This window comes from Dyadobacter sp. LHD-138, assembly GCF_030929615.1.
GTDB lineage: Bacteria > Bacteroidota > Bacteroidia > Cytophagales > Spirosomataceae > Dyadobacter.
Genome location: NZ_JAVFVU010000014.1, coordinates 102,164 through 124,338 on the forward strand (window position 1 = coordinate 102,164; position 22,175 = coordinate 124,338).

The window sequence follows — 22,175 nt, forward strand, 5'->3', positions numbered from 1 at the left end:
TTGGATGTTTTTTCAAATATAGCTGTTTCGCTAGAATTTAATGGTACAAGTTGGTTGGGAAGATTTAATGCTACTCTATTTTCAGGCTTTTTACCGGATTCATCAAAGCCGCTCGCACCACTTTGTAACCTACTGTCAGCAGCGTGATTAGCAGAATGATCAGCCCGCCGGAAGCCATGAGCCACCAGTGCAGGTTGATGCGGTATGCAAAGTTATTCAACCAGTTGTTCATAATATACCAGGCTACTGGTGTTGCGATGATGCATGAAAGGCAGACAAGTTGTAAGAATTCTTTCCCAAATAATAAAACAATGCTGTGGACACCGGCTCCAAGCACTTTTCTTACACCGATTTCCTTTGTTCTCTGAGAAACCATAAATGAAACCATGCCGTACAATCCAAGACAGCAGATGAAAATGGCAATGATTGCGAAGGACTGGATCAGGGTTGTCAGTTGTTCTTCTTTTTGATAAAACCGGGCAATTTTTTCGTCAACAAATTGATATTCGAAGACTTCATCCGGATATATTTTTTGCCAGGCATTTTGAATGGTTTTCAAAGATTTTGAAAAATCTCTGGTGTCGAGCTTGATTGCAACTTCCTTGTACAGTTTCGAATTGGCAAAAATGGCGCAGGGTTCTACGGCGTCCTGAAGGGATTTGAGATGGAAGCTTTTAACAACGCCAACAATCGGGCCTTTAAAGCCGGTATTGCCATCTTCCAATTGGCGACCGAGCATTTTCTGCGGATCCTGAATGCCCAAACGGCGCATTAATTCCTCGTTGATGACAAATTCCGTAACCGAATCACGGTCAACCGGACTCCTGCCGGCCAGCAACGGCATTCTGTATGTTTCGAGATAATGTTGATCGGCAAACCGGTCGCGGATCACGAATTTTTCCCATTCCGATCTGTTGTCAAAACGCACCGAGCCACCATAGCCCATGGCCGAGGTTGGGGCTTCGTACTGATAACTGACTGATTTTACATCCGGATTTTGCATCAATTCGTTACGAAATGATTGGCTTACCTTTTTCGCCGATTCTGTTTTGGGAAGAGAAAGTGTTACAATCGCATGCTGATCAAAGCCCAGGTCGGCATTTTTGAAAAATTTCAGTTGCAGCAGTAAGATCAAAGTCCCGATAACCAGTACTTGCGCGATAACCAGCTGAACCGTAATCAGGGAGCGCCGAAGCCCGATGCCGCCAACCTGTTTGTTTCCAAGTTTACCTTTTAACGCATGGATGGGGTTGAAACCTGAAATGATGACAGCAGGGTAAAACCCGGCCAGGATAACGATAACAAGCAGCGTGACCAGCCAGAAAACAGCCAGTTCAGATTGAAATAATTGCCCGAATTGGTACGCCTTTGTCTGCGTCCAATTGTTCATCGCGGGTAAGGATAATGTGATGAAGAGCAATGTCAGCAGTGAAGAGGCCAGGGTTATCAATGCTGTTTCGCTCATAAATTGCCAGAATAGTTGCTGCTGCGTGCTGCCTAAAACCTTTCGGACCCCAATTTCTTTTGCTCGTTTCAATGCCTGTGCAGTGGCCAGATTTATAAAGTTGATGCAGGCTATAACCAGTAAAAAAGTCCCTACGCCAGCCAGTATCCAAAGTATAGATCTCCTTATTTTACCATCATATCTTTCATCAAAATGGATATCGGCTAAGGGTTGAAACTGGTGTTCGTAATACTTAGCCTCGGCTCCATAGAATTTCGGGCCATTGGTTTTTAAGAGATGATGTATTTTTTTTACATCGGTATTTTTGGCAAAACGGACGAATGTGAAGTTTCGGCTGCTGATCCAGGAAAACGACGACATGTCGTAAGCCGGATCGATTTGTTTGATCGTTGGTAGTGAAATATAAACTTCAAAATCGAGGTCTGTGGGATGTTTCTGATCTTTTACCACACCAATGATCCTTAAATCGTGGGCGTTATTCATGCGCAGGACTTTTCCGGTGACGGCAGTTTCTCCAAAATATTTTCGTGCAATTTTTTCACTGATCACCACCGTTGCCGGTTCAGTCATCTGATGCGGATCGAACGGACTAAGCCAGTCGAAAGTAAACATTTCCATAAAACCCTGGTCTGCCAGAACCACATTTGTTTTTTCGAGAAAGCGGGTGGTCTTTTTGTTGTCGGTTGCGGCTAAGGTCATGTTTGGCATTTTTGACATAAACCCGGCTTTTTCTACCTGGGGATAATCCCGTAAAAGGGTAGGAGCCATAGGCGCTGCTGAGCCTGATTCGTGTTCGGTTCCTTCATCCAGGTGCAGATCCAGGACAACCCGGTAAATTCGGCCAAAACCGGACTGATGGCGGTCGGTGCTCAGATGATACCGCAGGAAAAGGAATATCAGCACGGCACCCGCAATGCCCAAACCCAGCCCGAGCATATTCATAATCGAATAAGTTCGGTTATGACGAAGATTCCGTATGGCAATTTTGAAGTAGTTTTTTAACATGGCCGGACTGTTGTGTTCGGGATTTGACTGGTCAAGTTAAAGAAATACCCGGGTTTTGAGAATTGATACAAAGGGTTTTAACATGATTTAACATTAGCCGGATCGAGCAGTATCGTGAACGTTTATTTGTTACCGGTCATCACTGACACTTTTGGAATCGCTTCCCAATGGTCATCTTATCGCATTTGGTTAATTATAATTGGGTACTTATGTAGAATTATTTTGATTATTCCGTTACATTAGCCGATTGATAAATCCTCAATCTCACTAATCAATTTAGTCTAATGCAGTGTTTTTTACCCCTCTTAAAAAGAGTAGTTCCTTTTTTATTTTTCGCAATCAGTTTTAGTACGGCACAGGCGCAAGATTGGAAACAGATCATTAAAATGAACGGAAATGACCGGACGAATAAAAAGACCTCCGGAAGAAGTGTTGACGATGAATTTGGAAGTGCCGTTGCTATTTCCGGTAATTATGCAGTCGTTGGCGCACGTTATGACGATGAGGACTCTCTGGGATTAAATCCGATGATGAATTCCGGTGCTGCCTTTATTTTTCAAAAAGTGGAAGGCAAGTGGCAAAAAGTAAGAAAAATTAATGCCAGCCGCAGGACCAGCGAAGCCTATTTTGGGTGTGCGGTAGCAATCTACGGCAACTACATCGTCGTTGGCGCGCACAGAGACACTGAAAACCAGTTCAACAGTGCGGGAGCTGCCTACATTTTCGAAAAAGATGAAGGAGGAACGGGTAATTGGGGTGAAGTAAAGCGAATTGTTGCTCCTGTTCGTACGGAATATGGCGATGCTTTTGGATTTTCCGTCGGGATTAGCAACGATTATGTGATCGTGGGTGCTCCCGGGGAAGACCAGGACGCACATGAATCGAACACGATCAACGATTCTGGATCGGCATTCATTTACAAACGTGACAATGGCGGCGCGAATAACTGGGGAATTGTAAAAAAAATCACTGCACCTGTCCGTGACGCCGGAGATTCTTTTGGGTATTCGGTTTCAATAAGTAATGATTATGCAGTAGTTGGTGCGAACTGGGAGGGCGAGGATGCTAACGAAGGCAATACAATGCCCGGATCAGGCTCAGTCTACCTGTTTAATAAGTTCGTTGGTGGGGAAAATAACTGGGGTCTCTTTAAAAAGCTGACGGCTACTGCACGTTCAGAGCATGCTTACTTTGGCTGCTCCGTCTCTATTGAAGGCAATTTTGTTGTTGTCGGCGCTTCCGGAGCGAATGGTTCGGCCTATGTTTTTGAAAAGGACTGGGGTGCTTTTAATAACTGGGGACAGGTGAAAAAACTCGTTGCTCCGGTTGAGGAAGCCGGTGCGGAGTTTGGCTTTGCTGTTGCTATCGACGGGCATCGCGCTATTGTAGGATCGAGGTCTAGGGACTATCGTGTGAACAACCCTGACGCAGGTGCCGCGTATGTTTTCAAAAAAGATCAGGGTGATTCCAATAATTGGGGGTTATTAAGGGAGGTTAACGCTTCCGGTAGCAGTTCAGGCGATTATTTTGGCACCTCGGTAGCAATCAGCGGAGAAAGCGCCTTGGTAGGTGCCGTTGGTGAAAGCGGAGATGATCATGAGAATCTGACAGTAAAATCGGCTGGTGCGGCTTACTTTTTTACGGGTGATTATTCAGGTCCAGATTCATGGAATCTTTTGCAAAAAGTCACGGCATCAACCGGTGCCAAACCTTCTGCCTTTAGCGGAATGTTATCAATCAGCGGAGATTATGCAATTATGGGTGCTCCCTTGGAAAGTGGGGATGCGGATGGACAAAACCCGATCATTTTTGCTGGTGCGGCCTACATCATGTACAATAATGCTGGCAACTGGGTACAGGTCAAGAAAATTGTCGCACCGGATCGTCACGAAAGGGACGCTTTTGGTTATTCTGTTGCGATCAGTGGCGAGTATGTAGTCGTCAGCGCGATGTGGCAGGTAAGTGGTACAGGTGCTGCGTATATTTTCAAGAGGGATTTAGGTGGAGCCAATAACTGGGGATTTCTGAAAAAAATTACTTCATCGGTTCCGACAGTCGATGATTGGTTCGGGATTTCTGTCGGAATAAGTGGAGATAACGTTATTGTTGGTGCTTTTGGTGAAGATGAGGACGAATCTGAAGGGAATAAGCTTAATGCCTCCGGTGCAGCTTATATTTTCAATAAGGATCAGGGCGGTTCCGATAACTGGGGGTTGGTGAAAAAAGTAACGATCGAAAAGCGTCTGGCGGATGTTCAGCTAGGTTCAGCGGTTTCGATCAGTGGAGATTATGCAATTGCGGGGGCCATAGGAGACGATTATGATGAGTCGGATGCGAATTTTATTGATAATTCAGGAGCAGCCTATATTTTCAAAAAAGACCAGGGTGGAATTAATAACTGGGGGCAGGTAAAAAAGCTTGTTGCATCAGAACGGACCTCTGGAAGCCAGTTTGGAATCGGATTGGCAATAAGTGGTGAAAATGTTATTGTTGGAGCTCCGGCTGGTTATATCTGGGATGCCAGTGCCGTGTATATTTATAGTAAAAACAGTGGCGGGACAGATCATTGGGGGATACAGAAGAGTTTAAGAGGAGCAGAAAAAACAGCTGGTGCAAAGGTGCAGACCTCAACGATTGAAAAGTTTGGCAGGACGGTAGGTATTTCAGATGATTATGCCGTCATGGGAACAAGCCGTTTAGGTCTGGATTCGCTTGGCCGAGCAGTAGATTATGGTTACGATGCAGCCTATGTTTTTGGAAAAAATAAAGGCGGAACAAATAACTGGGGATTATCTCAGACTTTAATCTCGAAGGACAGTGTCCGGGGAGATGCATTTGCTAGTTCGGTAGCCATTAGCGCTAAGTACATTGTTACGACTGCCCCTGGTGATGATGAGGATACGAATGGAGATAATACAATATCGAATTCCGGATCTGTTTATTTTTTCATTAACGCTGCTACGCCGCTGCCTGTGACGCTAATAAGTTTTGACGCGGGGAAGGTTGAGAATCAGATTTTATTAAAATGGATCACCAATTTTGAATCGAATTCTGATTATTTTGAAATACAAAAAAGTGCTGACGCAAGAAATTGGGAAGTGATCGGAAATTTGAGTGCGGCACAGGAAAGCAGTTCGCAACAAAATTATGCATTTACTGATGCGAGGCCTTTTGCCGGAGAAAATTTGTATAGATTGAAGATGGTGGATCGTGATGGAACATTTGCTTTCAGCCGAATCAGAAGCCTGTCCAATGATGGTAAAAATGGAGTTGTTTTATATCCCAACCCGGTTTCTGAAAGACTTTATATCCGTTCGGACGCAGGCAAAGTTGAGTCGGTGAAAATGACCAATGCGTTGGGACAAATGGTGTTGGAATTTAATAATATCCCAGCAGATGGTATTTCGCTGGAACATCTTGCAACTGGCGTTTACGTGATACAAGTGAAAAAAGTGGATGGTGGTAGAACGTCTCAGAAGGTTGTAATTGCCAGATAACGGGGTTTACAAAAAGGATATTTATAAAACGCGCTTGATTCCGGGCGCGTTTTTTGTGAGATTATTGGATCAACGATCACATTTTCAACACAATCTTCCCAAACTGCTCCCCGCTTTCCATACGTTCAAACGCGCATTGGATATCGTCGAATGCATATACCGAATCGATGATTGGACGGAGTTGATGATACAGCACGTAATAGAGCATATTTTTAAATTCATCAGCATTGCCCATGGTCGTGCCCATAATGGTGATTTGTTTGAGAAAGATGAGTTTGGGATTAAATGAGGGTATTGATCCGGCCGTTCTGCCAAAACTTATTATTTTTCCACCGGCTTTTACCAGATGCAGTAAAACTTCGAACCCCGTTCCGGCAGCTCCGTCCAGGATCAGGTCAAACCCTTCTGTCTGATCAGACAATTCCTTTTTCCAGTTTGGGTTTTTATAATTTGCCCCGCCGCTGGCCCCGGCAACAATGGCTTTTTGTATTTTATCGTCTTGCCCGGATGTTACATAAACCCTGGAATTCATTTTTAATGCGAATGCCAAAGCCCAGAGCGCCACGCCGCCACCAATGCCGGTGATTAATACAGTACTTTTCCGGTTGAGTTGTCCCCGGGAAAAAAGCGCGCGGTATGCCGTAAGCCCGGCCAGGGGAACAGCTGCGGCCTCTTCATAGCTCAAATGGGCCGGAATTTCATAAATGGATCGCTCATCAATGGCGATGTATTCTGCAAAGGTACCCTGTGTGGGATAACCCAGGATCTCGAAATCACTTTCGAAATTTTTCGCGTTTTTATCCCGGTTTAATGAAGGATTGATAATGACGCGTTTATGAAGCCAGGAGCTGTCGGTATCCGGTCCAATATCAACAACATCACCGGCGCCATCCGCACCAGGAATAATCTTAAAATCTGCAAACTGGTTTTTTTCCTGCATAGGCCATAATTCATGATGGTTCAGGCTTGCTGCTTTGATTTTGACGAGGACCTGACCAGCTTTTATTTCAGGAATCGCGACTTCTTCAATGCGGATTGAGAAGTCTGACTGATCCAAAACGGCTGCTTTCATATTTCATTGTGGTGGGCTAAATTGAGTGTTCTGAGGCAAATAGCAAACTGAAAACATTTTACGCGCAACGCGATTAAAATATCTTAATTTATGATCTATCCGGTAAATACGTGCTGTCGCAACAACATTTTATCAATTGCTTGACATTCAGTCTGCCACAGGGGTTTATTTAAGACTCAAAATAACAAATTTTCCTGGTATTTAAATAGCTTGGAAGATGAAAATCTCGCGGCATGTTTTTCCCCGATCTGCTATACTGGTGATTCTCCATCTTGCAACCTTTAAGGGTATACGCAAATTATCCATATTTAAAGATAGAATTAGATTATTTTATAAGTAAATAAACCTTACCACGAATAATATTGTATGACAATTTTGCTTTCGGCTAGGCGCCCCCGGCGGATTAACGCTCGCAAGACTTTTGCAAATGAACGGAGGGGGTGTAAAGGTCTATGAGCGAGATCTCCGCAAGGATGCCCAAGCAAAAGGTGCCACGCTCGATTTACAACGATGAATCTGGATTGCTGGCAATTCGTGAAGCCGGGCACCGTGGTTTGGGGAAGTCACTTTGTTGCGCTTTCCGAGGAAAACGGCGCATGGAAAATTGAATTTAAAGACGGAACATTTGCTGCTGCCGATCTCGTGATTGCGGCCAATGGCGCAAATTCAAAAATGCGTCCCTATGTAATGCCCATTCAGCCGTTTTACGCGGGTATTACGATGGTTGAGGGAGCTGTTTATGATTCTGAAAAGACGAGCCCCGGTATCCATAAATTGTTAAATGGCGGGAAAATATTTGCGATGGTTGCCGGTATCACATTGGAGTCAACCGCGGCACTGCATACGCCCGAGGCTATTGCATATTTATTGGATATTGTTGGCTGATGAAGAATCCATTGATTTGTGGCAATGGTTTGGCGTATCGGTTATACTCGGGGCGATTGGTGGGATGAATTTGTTTAAGGGTAAAAACAAAGCCGCTGATTGATCATTGGGTTTTAAACAAACAGGCTTCTGAACTTTCGGATGCCTGTTTGTTTAAAACAAGATCACTTAAAACTCGATTTGAGCCCGGATCTCACCGCCTGGAAAAGTGGAATTATGAATGTTGAAATAATATTTCCCGGCAAGTAAATCCGCTTCATTGATGGCAATTCCATCCACGACAACGGAGTTTGAAAAGGAGCCGGAAACGGTTTTGGGAATCAGCGGGAAGAAATCAAATTTAACCGGCGCATTGGTACCCTTCGCAGCAGGACCGTGAATGTGCGAACCCGTAGGGATGCCTGCCAGATTGTTCCAGGTCAGGAAAAAACTAAGCAATTTGGTCGTTTTGTTATAGGTTACATCCGCAGTTCCCGTGGCCGTGCTTGGGTTGGCCGGAACCTCGTTGGCACCACTTAATACAAGACCTTTTTTACTAACGATATGGCTTTGGTTGTAAAACTCGATCTGTCCGCGTATTTCGCCGCCGGGGTTGGTTGGTGTGTGAAAATTAAAATAATATAAGCCGTTTAAAAGGTCGGTTTCATTAATTGCTGTACCATCGACAACCACTGAGTTGGTAAATGAGCCGCTTGGTGTTTTGGGGATCAATGAGGCGAAATCATGTTTTACCGGCGAATTGGTGCCTCTTGGCGCCGTTCCGTGGATGTGCGCGCCAACCGGGTTGCCGGTCAGGTCATTCCATTTGACGGTATAGCTTAATACTTTACTGACTTTGTCGTAGGAAACGTCAGCGGATCCCCATGCTTTGCTGCTGTTAAAAACGGATTCTTGTGCCGCGCTTAAAGGAAGTCCTTTCTGGGAAACTACATTTTCAACTTTGTGGTCTTCGCAAGCCGAAAAAATAGCGATGAATATGATCAGGGAGCATAGTTTGAATAATGACTTCATAGAATAGTTCGTTTAGGTGAAATGATACATTAAAGTTAATGTTTAATACGGAATCGTGTCATTATTTTGTAATATTAAATTATTAATAATGAGTGTGTTAATCTGGTTTTGGGGCTTGGGCAGGCTGGGCAGTAATTTTTGTATTTTTATTTCTCGCTAACAAAAAATTGAAATGGGTGATTTAAACCGGATTTTACTCCTGGGAGCCACCGGCAGGACCGGGAAAGTGCTGTTAAAACTGGCATTAGAAAAGGGATATAGCGTGAATGTTATCGTGCGGGATATCGGCAATTTTCCCGTCCAACATAAGGATCTGAAAATATTTGCAGGCAACCCCATGGACCAGCAGGTATTGAATGAAGCCATGCAAGGCTGTCAGGCCATTGTAAGTACATTAAATATCTCCCGTCAGTCAGATTTCCCCTGGTCGGGATTAAGAACACCTGAAAATTTTTTGTCTGAAACGATAAGGCATGTTATCGCATTAAGTCCTTTACACGACATCAGCCGGATTGTTGTGCTGTCGGCCTGGGGTGTTGGTGACAGTCGGAAGTATATTCCTGGTTGGTTCAGATGGTTGATTGATCACAGCAATATTGGCGCGGCCTATCGGGAGCACGCCGCACAGGAGCAGCTTCTTGCCGCTTCCGGATTGCAATACACCGCCATCAGACCGGCGGCACTGGTGAATGCTGCACGGCCTATAGATATTTTGGTAAGTTTTAATAATTCGCCGAAACCGGGACTGACCATTAGCCGGTTTAATGTGGCGATATTTATCCTGGATATTTTAGCGCAAAATAGTTATCTCAGGGAAACACCCGTGATTTCAACTTAAAATTTCGCTTTAATTTTTTTCTGCGAGATCTTTATAACCAATCAGTTGTATTCTTCTGGTTTTAATAACTTCCTTTACCTGATCGCTTGTAAAAAGATCGGTCACACCCTGCCGGTCTTCTGCAACATTTTCATAACCAATGTGCGAAATCGCCCGTAACTCTGCGTCATCCAGGCCAGGATGGTCCACAAACAGGTAAGTCTTTCCGTTTTCAAGTTTGCCGAGCATCGAGATGAAACTCCGGATCTTTTCATCCGAAGTTTTATGCGGACCGTCATAGCTGACATATTTATCCACTTTCGGCTCGGCATCAACCGGAATTTTATATTCTTTGGCAAGTCGTCTGGTTAACGCTTTTACTTCTTCCGTTATGCCCGTGCAACCCATGTGGGAAGATAAATGGCTGATGCGCGGTATTTTTTTCAAGGCCATCTCAATCTGTGCACGAAACTCTTTTTCGATGTCAGCCAGCTGCCAGTCGTTTTCTACAACAGATCGTTTTGGATAATTTTTGTTGGGATAAACCATCGGGAAAAAATACCCGTCCGCATCACGAAGGCTGGGACAATTGGTCATGGGGCGCCATTTCATATTGTCCCATTCGCTGGTTATCGCCAAATGTATCCCAACGTCAATGCCCGGATTATCATGCAACATTTTGACAGCCTCAGGGAACCATGGAGAGGGCACGATCACCTCAATGGAAGTTTGAAAACCTTCTTTTGAAGATTTGATTAGCGCCAGATTCCCCGAATGTGAGTAGCCCATGTCATCGCCCCGGACGATTAGTTTTGGGGCGGATTGCTGGGCGTAAGACATCGATACGGACAAAGAAAGGAGCAGAAGACAGATGGATTTATTCACGATTTGCCAGCTTAAAATTTACGTTATGAAAGTAATAAGAGACCGGGTGTTTATAAAGATGTATCTCAATTTTACTAAAATGTTGTGATACACATTTTTAACCCAGCTCGTTAGCTTTGATAAGCTTTCAGGTGATATATTTCTACCCGTCAGCGGTATCACAAAGTTATTGTTGGGAAATAAGATAACTTGCGGAGCATGGCATTAAAATGCGAATTAAATATCGGGTTACTTTCAAACAATTTCCTTTCCAATTCCCTACTTTTGCCTCCAATCAAAAAACTAAAAAATGGATATAAAAGTTATTGCCTTTGACGCGGATGATACTTTATGGGTAAATGAGCCTTATTTCAGACGTACCGAGGAAGAGTTTTGCAACCTGTTGAGTGAGTATTTGCAACCCCACGCAATGGAGCGGGAATTGTTCAAAATTGAGATGGATAACCTTGGATTATATGGCTATGGCGTAAAGGGTTTTATGCTTTCGATGATCGAAACGGCACTAAAAGTTTCCAACAAAACGATCAGTCTGGATCATATAGAAAGAATCCTTGATTTGGGTAAAAACCTGCTCAATGAGCCTGTCGATCTGCTGGCCGGTGTGGAGGATGTCCTCGATACACTGAAGGGAAAATACAGATTGGTAGTGGCGACAAAAGGAGATTTGCTGGATCAGGAAAGAAAGCTTAAAAAATCGGGATTGAGCCATTATTTTCACCATATTGAGATCATGTCGGAGAAAGATGATGCGAATTATCTTAAACTGATCAAACATTTGGATATCCTGCCGGAGAATCTTTTAATGATCGGAAATTCGCTGAAATCGGACATCCTGCCCGTTTTGAATATCGGCGGTTATGGCATCCATGTGCCTTATGCCATCACCTGGGCGCATGAACAGATCGAGCATACCATTGAAAGCGAGCGATTCAGAAGTGTGGAGCATATCAAGGAAGTTCTTCAGTTCCTGTAAGAAAATCGCATATTTTCTTTTATAAGTTTAATTTCTGGCACGATTCATATAAGCGAAATCTGATTAGAGCCAGAATCCATTGTTCATTAAGTTCTTCATTTTATGACAACAAAAACCAAAGCTTTTATACTTTTTGTAATGCTGTCGCCCTTTGCGTTGAAGGCCCAGCAACTGATTACAATGTCCAATAAATGTTATAAACAGGTTCAGGCCGGTAATAAACAAAATGACCAGGGGCAGTATCAGGATGCGTTAAATACCTTTACGAAGGTGCTTAAAGACTGCTCCGCGAAAGACGCGAAGGAGGAAGGTAATGTGGGAAAGGCGATAGCCTTTAACGGATTGAAGCAGTATGAAGACGCTATAAGTCCTGCGAATGCGGCCATTAAGGCAAGTAAGCAAAAGAATGTAATGGCTTATTATGCAAGAAGTTATGCATATAATAATCTGGGCAGGACAGAGGATGCGAAGGCCGATCTTGTTAAAATAACAGACCTTACTAAAAAGAATAAAAATGTAAAAGCCCGGGCGGGTATGTTTGCGCAGCTGGCGCATCTGGATTTTCAGCTGAACATGCTGACCGAGGCTGATGTGAATCTGGCAAAAGCAATTGAACTTGATCCGACAAATCCTGCTTTTTTTATCCAGAAGGGTGATATGATGGTCAAAATGAATAATTATGACGACGCATTTGTTGCCTATGACAAAGTATTGGATTTGGGTAAAAACGATCTTGAAATTTACCAGATAAGAACAGAGGCGCGTTTGAAACAAGTACAGCAAAAATATGTTACGACGGATATCAAGGAGCTCTCGAAAAGAATGACGAAAGCGGAGCAGCGTACTTTGTGTACGGATATGAAAAAGGCGCTGGATATGGGATTGCGGAATTTGCAGCTCGACCTATTTTCCAGCATGATTTGTGAGTAAATAATTGATAAACTAAAACGTTAAGAAGTGAAAAGAAATAGTATTGTTATTGTCGTATTGGCTTTTTTGATTGGCTGTAAAAGTATGAACAGCACCCAGAAAGGAACCGGGATCGGTGTGGCCGGCGGGGCGGCTGCGGGTGCCGTAATTGGTGAACTTGCCGGAAAAAACAGTGTGATTGGTGCGCTGATTGGCGCAGCGGTAGGTGGTTCGGCCGGTTATTTCATCGGAAAACATATGGATAAACAGGCGCAGGAGCTGAAACAGGCGATCCCTGACGCGACTGTGGAAAGAGTGGGTGAGGGAATCAACCTGACTTTTAATTCAGGTCTGTTGTTCAAGCTTAACTCGTCTGAACTGAGTGAAGGTGCCAAAACAGAATTGAAAAAAGTAGGCGGTATTTTAAGCAAGTATGACGATACGCAGATCCTGCTGGAAGGTCATACGGACGACACAGGTTCTGACGACTATAACATGAAATTGTCTGAGCGTCGTGCTGAGTCCGTGTCTAAATATCTTGAATCACAGAATATTCCGTCTGCACGGCTGAGAACAAAATGGTACGGAGAGTCGCAGCCTAAATTTGCTAACGACAGTGAGGTAAACCGCGAGAAAAACCGTCGTGTTGAACTCGCCATTTTTGCCAACGATACGATGAAGAAAGATGCTGAGAAAGGGGAGATCCGGTAAACATAATTAATCAAGTATTCTTCGAAAACACAATAGGCTGCCCTGTGGAGGCAGCCTATTGTGTTTTCGGAAAATTAACTTAACTAAGCGTTAATTCCTTGGCTGCTTTCTTTTTTATCTTTTTCTTTTCAAAACGTGCCTTGATCCGGTCAACTACCAGATAAGCAGAAGGAACAAGCAACAGCGTCAGAACCAGAGAGCTCGTTAGTCCGCCGATAATAACCCAGGCCATACCATTTTTGGTTTCTGCACCTGCGCCGCTAGCCAAAGCAATGGGCAGCATACCGAAAACCATCGCCAGCGTCGTCATCAGAATGGGACGAAGACGTTCTTTTCCTGCTTCGACCAGTGCCTGCACGACTTCGTAGCCTTCTTCCTTTAAGTGATTGGTGAAATCGACAATCAGGATCGCGTTTTTTGCCACAAGACCCAGCAGCATGATCATACCGACAATCGCGAAAACAGTTAAACTCTCCATTGATAATGCCAGTGCCAAAAGTGCACCGATCAAGGCTACTGGAATGGAGAATAACACGACGAAAGGATAAACGACACTTTCATATAGCCCAACCATGATGAAATAAACCAGCAGGATGGCAATCACCAATGCAAGCCCCAAGCTGCCGAACGCATCGCCTTGCTGTTGCATCTGACCCAGATATTGTATAGCAATACCCGCTGGCAAGGTTAGTTTTTCAACCTTGGCTTTGATGTCGGCGCCAACCGTTCCTACCGGGCGGCCAACGACCTGGGCGTTCACGGAGATTGAAGAAAGGCGGTCAATGCGCTGTAAAACGCTTTCACCGATTTGTTCTTCTACGGTCGCGAACTGGGATAACTGAAATGATTTTCCCTGATTATTGACAAAAGCCAGTTGGCTGATATCGCTTGCGCTGGTCCGGTCAAATTGATCCAGACTTATAAGGATGTCGTATTCTTTGCCATTCTGTTTGAATTTGGAACGGTCATCTCCGCGGAAACCGTTCTGCAAGGCAATACCAACTTCTGCGGCATTGATACCCAGTTGGGCCATCCGTTCACGGTTCAGGTTTACTTTTACCTCTGGTTTTGGATCCTGCACCGAATATTTGACGTCCTGCGTTCCCGGGACAGATTCTGCAACGTTTTTAACCAAAGCCGATGCTTTACGGATGGAGTCAAGATTGGTTCCCTTAACGGCAATCTGAATCGGTGCTTCCGAAGTTCCAACCAAACCAGTAGGGCTGACGGTCACTTTTGTCCCAGCGATTTTTGCAATTTCTGCTTTAACCAAAACACTGAAATCTTCGGTAGAAACGGTCCGCTCTTTTTTATCAATTAACTTGACATTCAAGGTGGACAGGTTACTGTTGGACGATGAAGTCAGGTTATTGCTGCTGTATCCGATGTTACTGAACACGTTGGTCACTTCCGGATGTTTCAGTAGCATTTGTTCGGCTTGCTGGGCTACCTTGTTGCTTTCATAAATCGATGCGGTCGGTGCCAGTTCAATTTGTACGGTAAACTCACCCTGATCACTTTGTGGCATAAAAGCCGCGCCGATAAAACCGGCAGGAACTAAGGCAATTGCCCCGATCAACAACGCGAGCACGCCCAGAAAAACATATCTTTTATGGCTTAATACTTTGAGCAAAATGCGTCCGTAACCATTTTGAAGGCTGGTCAGCAGGCTTTCAAATCCAAGATTGAGTTTCCCCCAAAGCGATTTCGGATTAAGTACTTCCATTTTTCCAAAACGCGAAACCAAGAGCGGGGTTAAGGTGAAAGAGACAAACAAACTCATCAGTGTTGAGAAAACCACCACCAGAGAGAATTCGCGAAGAATATTGCCAATCAATCCGCCGGTCATGGCCAGGGGAATGAAAACGACAACGTCCACCAGGGTAATCGCAAGGGCAGTAAACCCGATTTCGCTGCGTCCGTCAAGCGCAGCCTGCCAGCGGCTCTTACCCATTTCCATGTGCCGGTTAATGTTTTCCAAAACCACAATGGAGTCATCAACCAGGATACCGACAACTAGCGAAAGGGCCATCAGGGTCATCAGATTCAATGAAAACCCAAGGAGATACATCAGAATGAATGTCGGAATAATGGAAGAGGGTAACGCAACCAACACGAAAAGTGATGACCGGAAGCTATGCAAGAACATAAGCATGACGACCGAAACAATGGCAACCGCCAGGAACAGGTCAAACACAACCGCATCGGCTGATGCCAGCGTATACGTGGATTGGTCAGCAGCGATATTGAACTTTAACCCTGAGGAAGCATACTGTTTTTCAAGTGTAACGATTTTTGCCTTTACCTGTTTGCTCACTTCAACTGCATTGGCATCCGATTGTTTCAAAACCTGTAAACCGATGGAAGGCATCGCATTGATGTGGTTAATGGCCGTTGGTTTTGTGGTTGCATCCACAACTTCGGCAACATCCTTCAATTGTACTTCACCGCCATCCGCATTCCTCGATACAATTAAGTTTCTGAATGCATCCGAGTTTTCCACCGAAGCGTCAAAACGGATGGATAACTGGGACGCGCGGGTTTCAAGCTGGCCAGCCGGATAACTCGTATTGGCATTGTTGATTGCCGCAGCAATTTGTCCAATCGAAAGATTATAGGCACGTAATTTCTGTGCATCTACGTTAACCTGAATTTCACGTTCGTTACCGCCAATCAGGTCGATCCGTCCCACACCAGCCGCATTGGAAAGCTGTGGTTTTAACTCATCATCAATCAGATCATAAAGTTTTGCCGGGGAAATATTAGCGGTAACCCCCATACGAAGCACAGGAAGCTCGTCGGTTGAGAATTTATTAATCGTAGGGCGATCCGCTTCATCGGGCAGCAAATTGATAATCTGCTCCACTTTACGCTGCGCATCCTGCTGTGCAAGCGTTACGTCGACTCCGTTTTTTAATTGGATCACCACGATCGAAGCCCCTTCCTGGGAAGTGGAATTGATACGGTCCAGACCTTCGAGCGAAGCCAGCGCGTCCTCAATGCGTTTGGTAACATTGGTCTCTACTTCATCCGCCGAGGCGCCCCGGTAGGTTGTGGAAACACTGATTACGTTTGCCTCAAATTTGGGCAAAAGATTATAGGAAAGCTGCTGGTAACTGATCACACCGAAAAGAATCAATACGGTGAAAATCGTTGTAATCAACAGCGGTCTTTTAACTGATAATTCGGTTATAGACATGGTTATATGTTTTAATGGTTCCGGACTATACCGCCGGTCTATTTAGTGATCTGAACCGGTTTGCCGTTGGTAAGATTTAGCTGACCCGTTGTAACAACCTGATCACCTGCCTGCAATCCGCCCAATACTTCGATAAGGTCTCCCAATTCTCTTCCCACAGTGATTTTACGCTGTTCGGCAATATTGTTGCTGACCACGTATACATATGGATTTTTTACACTTTCAACTAATGAAACCCTTGGGATCTGCAATGATTTTTCTTTGGATTTTTGGGAGAAATCGACGTTTACAAAAGTTCCGGCTTTAAGAGGGCCTGCGCCTCCAACGGTAATTTCAACTGGGTAGCTGTGTTCTTCATTTCCACGCGGCGCGATGTAGGTGATCTGGCCCGGATAAATTTTACCTGCCAAAACATCAGCGCTTACTTTTACCTTTTGTCCCTCATGCAATTGATAAACGTCCTTTTCATTGACCATAACCTGAACTTTCAGGCGCGATACGTCAAGGATTGTTCCCAGTACCGTTCCCGTATTTACAAATTCCCCCACTTCAATATCTTTTTTTACAATACGGCCGCTGATAGGTGCTTTCACCGTGGCGTCCTGAATTTGTTTTGTGATTTGCTCAGCCTTGTTAACAGCACTTTCATAGTCATATTTCGTTTGATTGAGCTGTAATTCGGTCGTTGCGTTGCCAGCATATAGCGTATTATAACGGACGACGTCTTTTTTGAGTTTTTCGATATTAAGCTGCGTCGCCTGTAAAGCCAGTTGGTTCAGTTTGTTGTCAATCTGAATGAGCGTTGATCCTTTTGAAACATGACTCCCCAGGTCAAAATTGACATTGAGAACCTGCCCCTGGCTGGCAGCCATGATGGATGTTTCCCGGAAAGGGATCAGATTCCCCGTTTTCAACAACGACTGGCTCACAGTGTCTTCGCGCACTTGCACCACGGTAACCGGAATTGCCGCAGTGGAAACTGCCACGGGTTTATTTTTTTCGTCAATTTTCTTCTTGTTGGAAACCAGCCTGGCGCCAATAAGCCCTACAACGGCCAGTATCGCCAGCGTAATAATTATTGTTGTCTTTTTCATTGCCTGTTACAATTTGTTATTTCAAAGTTGTTGGAAGAAAGGTATTAATGTGCCCTGCGCCTGTTCCAGATCCAGTTTGGCCTGGTAAAAATTGATCAGAGAATTTACATAATCCGTTTGCGCCTGGCGATAAGCATTTTCGGCGTTGATCAGATCCGTCAGTGGGGCAGTTCCCTGTTTGTATTGAAGCGTCGTCATGTCATACACTTTCTGCGCCAGCTTCACATTTCGGTCATCGTTGTCTACATTGACTGTCGACTGCTGAATCTGAGATTGTGAATTATTGAAGGCAAGACGATAAGACTGAACATTCATTTTCTGCTGTTCTTCCTGGGTTACGATCTTTATTCTGGCTTGTTGAATCTGTGCGCTTCTGTTAAAACCATCGAAAATCGGGATATTTAGTTTCAGCCCGATTGTCGCGAATCCCCGGAAGTTTTGCAGCGCATTGCCCAATTCATTTGTCAAAGCCAATTGGCCATACCGGGCATTGAAACTTAGCCGAGGCAGATAACCCGCTTTGATACGTTCCTGGTCCAGCCGGTTCAATGTTAGTTCGTTTTCAGTTAACTGAAAATCAGTCAATCTTTTAGCGTCAAACAAAGATTCCTCAACCTTGGGAAGCTGCGTCAGTAAAAGCGAATCTTTCAATAATAATTCCTGGTCCTGGTCAAGTCCCATCTGGTATTTCAAACGGTTCAATGCAAGCGTCACATTTGTTTTTGCCAACGACAGCTGTGACTTGTTGCTGTTGTAACTAACGTCGGTCCGGTCATAATCAACAGGTTGAATCACGCCGTTGTCACGCTGTAATTTCAGAATATTCAGTACCTGTTGTGTTCTTTCGAGGTTATCCTGCAAAAGTGAAATTTGCTGCTGGGAGACAAAAACCTGATAATAATTCTTCGAAACCTGGTAGATGATTTCCTCCTGCGTTTGCCTTTCGTTAAGCTCCGCACGCTGCTGGTTCGGTTTATTAGCCTTGATCCCTGTCAGTAATGACTTGTCAAAAATAACCTGATCGGCAGAGGCGGTAAAATTGGTTTGGTATTTTGTCCCAAAAGCAATCCGGGCCGGCTCAGGTCCTAAAATTCCTGCGGGCAAAGTTGTCATTTGCAATTTCAGGTTATCATCAAAGGTTCCGGTACCCGAAACCTGAGGCAGATAACCAGCCAAAGCCTGGCGTGACTGCTGCCGTGCATTTTCTTTTTGATACTGGGCGATTCGTACGGTTCCGAAATGTTTCAGACCATAATCGATGCAATCTTTTAATGACCAGGCAGTTTGTGCCTGAGAGAGCAATGGAAAGGCAAGCAGCATAACCAGCTTACCCAGAAATCTTTTTTTCATACTAATAGGTTGATGTATCTACTGTGGATATATCAACTATATATCCAATTTTTTTTACTCTTTAACGATGTTTGAAATTTTTCTTACAATGGAAATCAACGCGTCAATTTCTTCCTGGCTGATCGAGGCAGTCATTCGTCTGTCGATATCTTCAATGGATTCCATCATTTTGGTTACCACCATTTTCCCAGCTGGCGTGAGTTCAATCAGGTTTTTGCGACGGTCGTGTGAGTCACTTACAATCCGCACATAGCCATCGCGTAAGAGCGTTTGAACCGAGCGTTGTATACCGCCTTTATCTTTTTGAGAAAAATTGGCAATTTCCTGCTGCGACGGAGAGTTTCCTTCCCGCAGATACACGAAAAACAGTATCTGAATTTGTTCAACCTGTAAAGTATAACCCATTTTAGCCAGCTCTTTATTGGTATTACGGCCAATAAGGTGCGAAACATTGAGTATATTAAACAGCATCATCCTGCTTAAACGCTCAAAGTTGGCTTGATTTAGTTCTTTTACTTCTATATCCATGGTGCAAAGGTAAAATAGGTAGATATATCAACCAAATTTATTTTCAAATAATCAAAACGGAATTTCCAGATCAGATAAAAATATACTTATATCCTGAAAGTTTTGAAGGAAATATTTAAAAATTTAAAAAAGCTATGCCAGAAAAGTGCATTTGAATCCTGTATTTAATTAACTTACGCAGTTATTTGAAATCAAAGGATACGAACTTTCGTATCCTTTTGAATTTCAACCATTAATCCTGAATCAATATTATTAACAATTTTCCTTTCAGATGAATCGTAGAGAAGCCGTTCAAAAATTAACCCTTCTGATGGGAGGTGTTATTTCTGCGCCTTTAATGGCTGGCGTGATGGGAGAAAAGCTGAATTTTGGCCCTTCTTTGGAGGTTTCTGCCGAACAGGAGGCTTTGCTCGCTGAGATTGCCGACGTTATTATCCCCACCACGAAGACACCAGGTGCGAAAGCTGCCGGCGTTGAGAAGTTTATCACCCGTGTGATCCGCGACTGCTATGTCCGGGAAGAACAGCAAAAATTCTATGACGGCGTGGAAAGGTTGAACAAAGACAGCAATACCGTGTACGGAAAAGGTTTTGCTGCGTTGGACACGGCTCAGAAAAATGAGATTGTGAAGCGTAGCACAACGGCTGATAAGCCATTTTTCCTGCAAATGAAAGGTCTTACGGTGACGGGCTATTTTACTTCCGAAATCGGAGCAACGAAGGCGCTGGATTATCTGCCGATTCCAGGTCGTTTTGACGGTTCCTATCCAATGAAAGAAGGCCAGAAAACGTGGGCGCTTTAAGATCTAAACCTTTCTAAATTTTCAAAAGAATTATCACCATGGCGAATTTAAATGTTGATGCAATAAAAGATATGACCTACGATGCCATCGTAATCGGCTCCGGTGTTTCGGGCGGATGGGCAGCGAAGGAATTGACTGAAAAGGGATTAAGAGTGTTGATGCTTGAAAAAGGGAAACCGCTTGAACACGTAACAGGTTACGAAAATGCGTTGAAAGATCCCTGGGAAACGAAATACAACGGCCGTTTGACAGTCAAACAGAAAGAGACACATCCGTTCTTATCCCGTGATTATCCCTACAATGAGATGACCGAAAAGTACTGGATGAACGATTCGGATTCACCTTATGAAGAAAAGAAAAGATTTGACTGGTTCAGGCCCAATATTGTCGGCGGAAAATCCATTATGTGGGGCCGTCAGTCGTATCGTTGGAGCGACCTGGACTTTGAAGCGAATTTAAAAGATGGAATCGCCGTTGACTGGCCGATTCGTTATAAAGATATTGCACCCTGGTATTCTTACGTTGAGAAACACGTTGGGATTTCAGGTGAAAAACTGGGATTGCCCCAGCTTCCGGACAGCGATTTCTTACCGCCGATGGAAATGTACTTTGTGGAAAAAGAGGTTCGAAAGAGACTGGAAAAACAATTTCCTGGCCGTACCATGACGATCGGGCGGGTTGCCAACCTTTCGCAGGCGGGTAAAATCCAGCTGGAAGGAGGGCGCTCTCCGTGCCAGTACCGTAACCGTTGCTCTTATGGATGTCCTTATGGGGCTTATTTCAGTACGCAGTCGAGTACGTTGCCGCCAGCGGTAAAAACGGGCCGTCTTACACTTCGTCCGGATTCCGTAGTACGGGAAATTGTTTATGATAAAACGAAGCAAAAAGCAACGGGTGTGAAGGTGACGGATTCGGTTACTTTGGAGGAACGCGAATATTTTGCCAAGATTATATTTGTTTGCGCGAGTGCGATTGGTTCTTCACTGGTGTTGCTGAACTCCACTTCTGACCGTTTTCCTAATGGTTTGGGTAATGATTCAGGCGAATTGGGACATAACCTGATGGACCACCATTTCCGTACCGGGGCCAGTGGTGTTTGGGAAGGTGATCTGGACAAATATTATTTCGGTCGTCGTGCCAACGGTATCTACATCCCTCGTTACCAGAATATTGGTTCTGACAAGCGTGATTATCTCCGTGGATTTGGCTACCAGGGCGGCGGCGGTCGTCAGGGCTGGCAGCGCAATGTCGCTGAACTTGCATTTGGTGCCGATTTCAAAGAAGAATTGACGACGCCAGGTCATTGGACAATGGGTTTTGGTGGTTTTGGTGAAACGTTGCCATACCATGAAAACCATATGTACCTGAACAAGGATAAGAAGGATAAGTGGGGCATGCCGACGGTTGTTTTTGATGCAGATCTTCGTGAAAACGAGAAAAAAATGCGCAAAGACATGATGAACGATGCGGCTGAAATGCTTGAAAAATCGGGTCTTAAAAATGTGAAAACACATGATAACGGATCTTACCTTGGTATGGCAATCCACGAGATGGGAACTGCGCGTATGGGACGTGATCCAAAAACGTCTGTTTTGAACGGAAATAACCAAATGCATGCCGTGAAGAACGTTTTTGTTACGGATGGAGCCGCTATGACTTCTGCATCTTGTGTGAACCCGTCGCTTACCTACATGGCGTTAACCGCAAGAGCTGCTGACTTTGCCGTGAAAGAACTGAAGAAAAAGAATATCTGATAAAAAGATAGATAATTTGTTTCCCTCTGACCAAATTGCTTGATTTGGTCAGAGGGATTTTTTGTTTCCCATTAAAATCCATGTTTACAAGATCGGTCATGCCTATGGCATTGGGAGTTCGTGATCGCAAAATTAGCTTTAGTAATAGCGTTTAACACGCTGAAATTTTGTTCTGGGTATGAAGTGCCAAGGGCACGTTTCACGTTGTAGCCCTGGAA

16 protein-coding genes and 1 pseudogene are annotated in these 22,175 nt (G+C 44.3%); 9 read left to right on the top strand and 8 right to left on the bottom strand.

What is annotated here, in order from left to right; genetic code table 11:
* Positions 1-70: 70 nt before the first annotated feature.
* Positions 71-2,470, bottom strand: coding sequence for an FtsX-like permease family protein (locus RB622_RS12790; RefSeq protein WP_308046949.1), 2,400 nt, complete (start codon positions 2,468-2,470; stop codon positions 71-73).
* A gap of 284 nt (positions 2,471-2,754) precedes the next feature.
* On the opposite strand from RB622_RS12790, the gene RB622_RS12795 reads away from it, so the two are divergent.
* The gene (locus RB622_RS12795) at positions 2,755-5,967 is read left to right on the top strand and encodes a T9SS type A sorting domain-containing protein (RefSeq protein WP_308046950.1); all 3,213 of its coding nucleotides are present in this window, start codon (positions 2,755-2,757) and stop codon (positions 5,965-5,967) included.
* 76 nt (positions 5,968-6,043) lie between these two features.
* On the opposite strand, the gene RB622_RS12800 is transcribed toward RB622_RS12795, so the two are convergent.
* Positions 6,044-7,039, bottom strand: a complete 996-nt coding sequence (locus RB622_RS12800) for a zinc-binding dehydrogenase (RefSeq protein ID WP_308046951.1) — start codon at positions 7,037-7,039, stop codon at positions 6,044-6,046.
* A gap of 510 nt (positions 7,040-7,549) precedes the next feature.
* Between RB622_RS12800 and RB622_RS12805 the strand changes: the two genes are divergently transcribed.
* Positions 7,550-7,924 carry a hypothetical protein gene (locus RB622_RS12805; RefSeq protein ID WP_308046952.1) on the top strand — a complete coding sequence of 125 codons (375 nt, stop codon included), beginning with the start codon at positions 7,550-7,552 and terminating at the stop codon, positions 7,922-7,924.
* A 168-nt stretch (positions 7,925-8,092) separates the two neighbouring features.
* Here RB622_RS12805 and RB622_RS12810 read toward each other — a convergent pair whose 3' ends face one another.
* Positions 8,093-8,935: a CHRD domain-containing protein gene (locus RB622_RS12810; protein ID WP_308046953.1), complete on the bottom strand. Its 843-nt coding sequence runs from the start codon at positions 8,933-8,935 to the stop codon at positions 8,093-8,095.
* Positions 8,936-9,107: 172 nt separating this feature from the next.
* Between RB622_RS12810 and RB622_RS12815 the strand changes: the two genes are divergently transcribed.
* Complete coding sequence (locus tag RB622_RS12815) at positions 9,108-9,773, top strand: NAD(P)H-binding protein (protein WP_308046954.1); 666 nt, start codon at positions 9,108-9,110, stop codon at positions 9,771-9,773.
* Between the two features lie 9 nt (positions 9,774-9,782).
* On the opposite strand, the gene RB622_RS12820 is transcribed toward RB622_RS12815, so the two are convergent.
* A complete protein-coding gene (locus RB622_RS12820) occupies positions 9,783-10,637 on the bottom strand; it encodes a polysaccharide deacetylase family protein (RefSeq protein WP_308046955.1) in 855 nt (284 codons plus the stop codon).
* Positions 10,638-10,926: 289 nt separating this feature from the next.
* Here RB622_RS12820 and RB622_RS12825 point away from each other — a divergent pair, with 289 nt between their 5' ends.
* The 4 genes and pseudogenes from RB622_RS12825 (at position 10,927) to RB622_RS12835 (ending at position 13,230) form a co-directional block, all read left to right on the top strand.
* Positions 10,927-11,610 (top strand): HAD family hydrolase, encoded by a 684-nt coding sequence (locus RB622_RS12825; RefSeq protein ID WP_308046956.1) that lies wholly within the window; start codon positions 10,927-10,929, stop codon positions 11,608-11,610.
* Between the two features lie 102 nt (positions 11,611-11,712).
* Positions 11,713-12,540, top strand: coding sequence for a hypothetical protein (locus RB622_RS12830; RefSeq protein WP_308046957.1), 828 nt, complete (start codon positions 11,713-11,715; stop codon positions 12,538-12,540).
* 84 nt (positions 12,541-12,624) lie between these two features.
* A pseudogene (locus RB622_RS30315) lies at positions 12,625-12,777 on the top strand (YMGG-like glycine zipper-containing protein); the annotation flags it as partial.
* Positions 12,778-13,230 carry an OmpA family protein gene (locus RB622_RS12835; RefSeq protein ID WP_409021426.1) on the top strand — a complete coding sequence of 151 codons (453 nt, stop codon included), beginning with the start codon at positions 12,778-12,780 and terminating at the stop codon, positions 13,228-13,230.
* Positions 13,231-13,309: 79 nt separating this feature from the next.
* Here the strand turns inward: RB622_RS12835 and RB622_RS12840 are convergent, their stop codons facing one another.
* The 4 genes from RB622_RS12840 to RB622_RS12855 are packed head-to-tail and all read right to left on the bottom strand — an operon-like array spanning position 13,310 to position 19,401.
* The gene (locus RB622_RS12840) at positions 13,310-16,429 is read right to left on the bottom strand and encodes an efflux RND transporter permease subunit (RefSeq protein ID WP_308046959.1); all 3,120 of its coding nucleotides are present in this window, start codon (positions 16,427-16,429) and stop codon (positions 13,310-13,312) included.
* 38 nt (positions 16,430-16,467) lie between these two features.
* Positions 16,468-17,523 (bottom strand): efflux RND transporter periplasmic adaptor subunit, encoded by a 1,056-nt coding sequence (locus tag RB622_RS12845; protein WP_308046960.1) that lies wholly within the window; start codon positions 17,521-17,523, stop codon positions 16,468-16,470.
* A 21-nt stretch (positions 17,524-17,544) separates the two neighbouring features.
* Complete coding sequence (locus tag RB622_RS12850) at positions 17,545-18,873, bottom strand: TolC family protein (protein WP_308046961.1); 1,329 nt, start codon at positions 18,871-18,873, stop codon at positions 17,545-17,547.
* A 54-nt stretch (positions 18,874-18,927) separates the two neighbouring features.
* Positions 18,928-19,401, bottom strand: a complete 474-nt coding sequence (locus RB622_RS12855; RefSeq protein WP_308046962.1) for a MarR family winged helix-turn-helix transcriptional regulator — start codon at positions 19,399-19,401, stop codon at positions 18,928-18,930.
* 271 nt (positions 19,402-19,672) lie between these two features.
* Here RB622_RS12855 and RB622_RS12860 point away from each other — a divergent pair, with 271 nt between their 5' ends.
* Together RB622_RS12860 and RB622_RS12865 are read left to right on the top strand one after the other, a co-directional pair.
* Positions 19,673-20,203 carry a gluconate 2-dehydrogenase subunit 3 family protein gene (locus RB622_RS12860; RefSeq protein ID WP_308046963.1) on the top strand — a complete coding sequence of 177 codons (531 nt, stop codon included), beginning with the start codon at positions 19,673-19,675 and terminating at the stop codon, positions 20,201-20,203.
* 38 nt (positions 20,204-20,241) lie between these two features.
* Positions 20,242-21,957, top strand: coding sequence for a GMC family oxidoreductase (locus RB622_RS12865; RefSeq protein ID WP_308046964.1), 1,716 nt, complete (start codon positions 20,242-20,244; stop codon positions 21,955-21,957).
* The last annotated feature ends 218 nt before the right edge of the window (positions 21,958-22,175 follow it).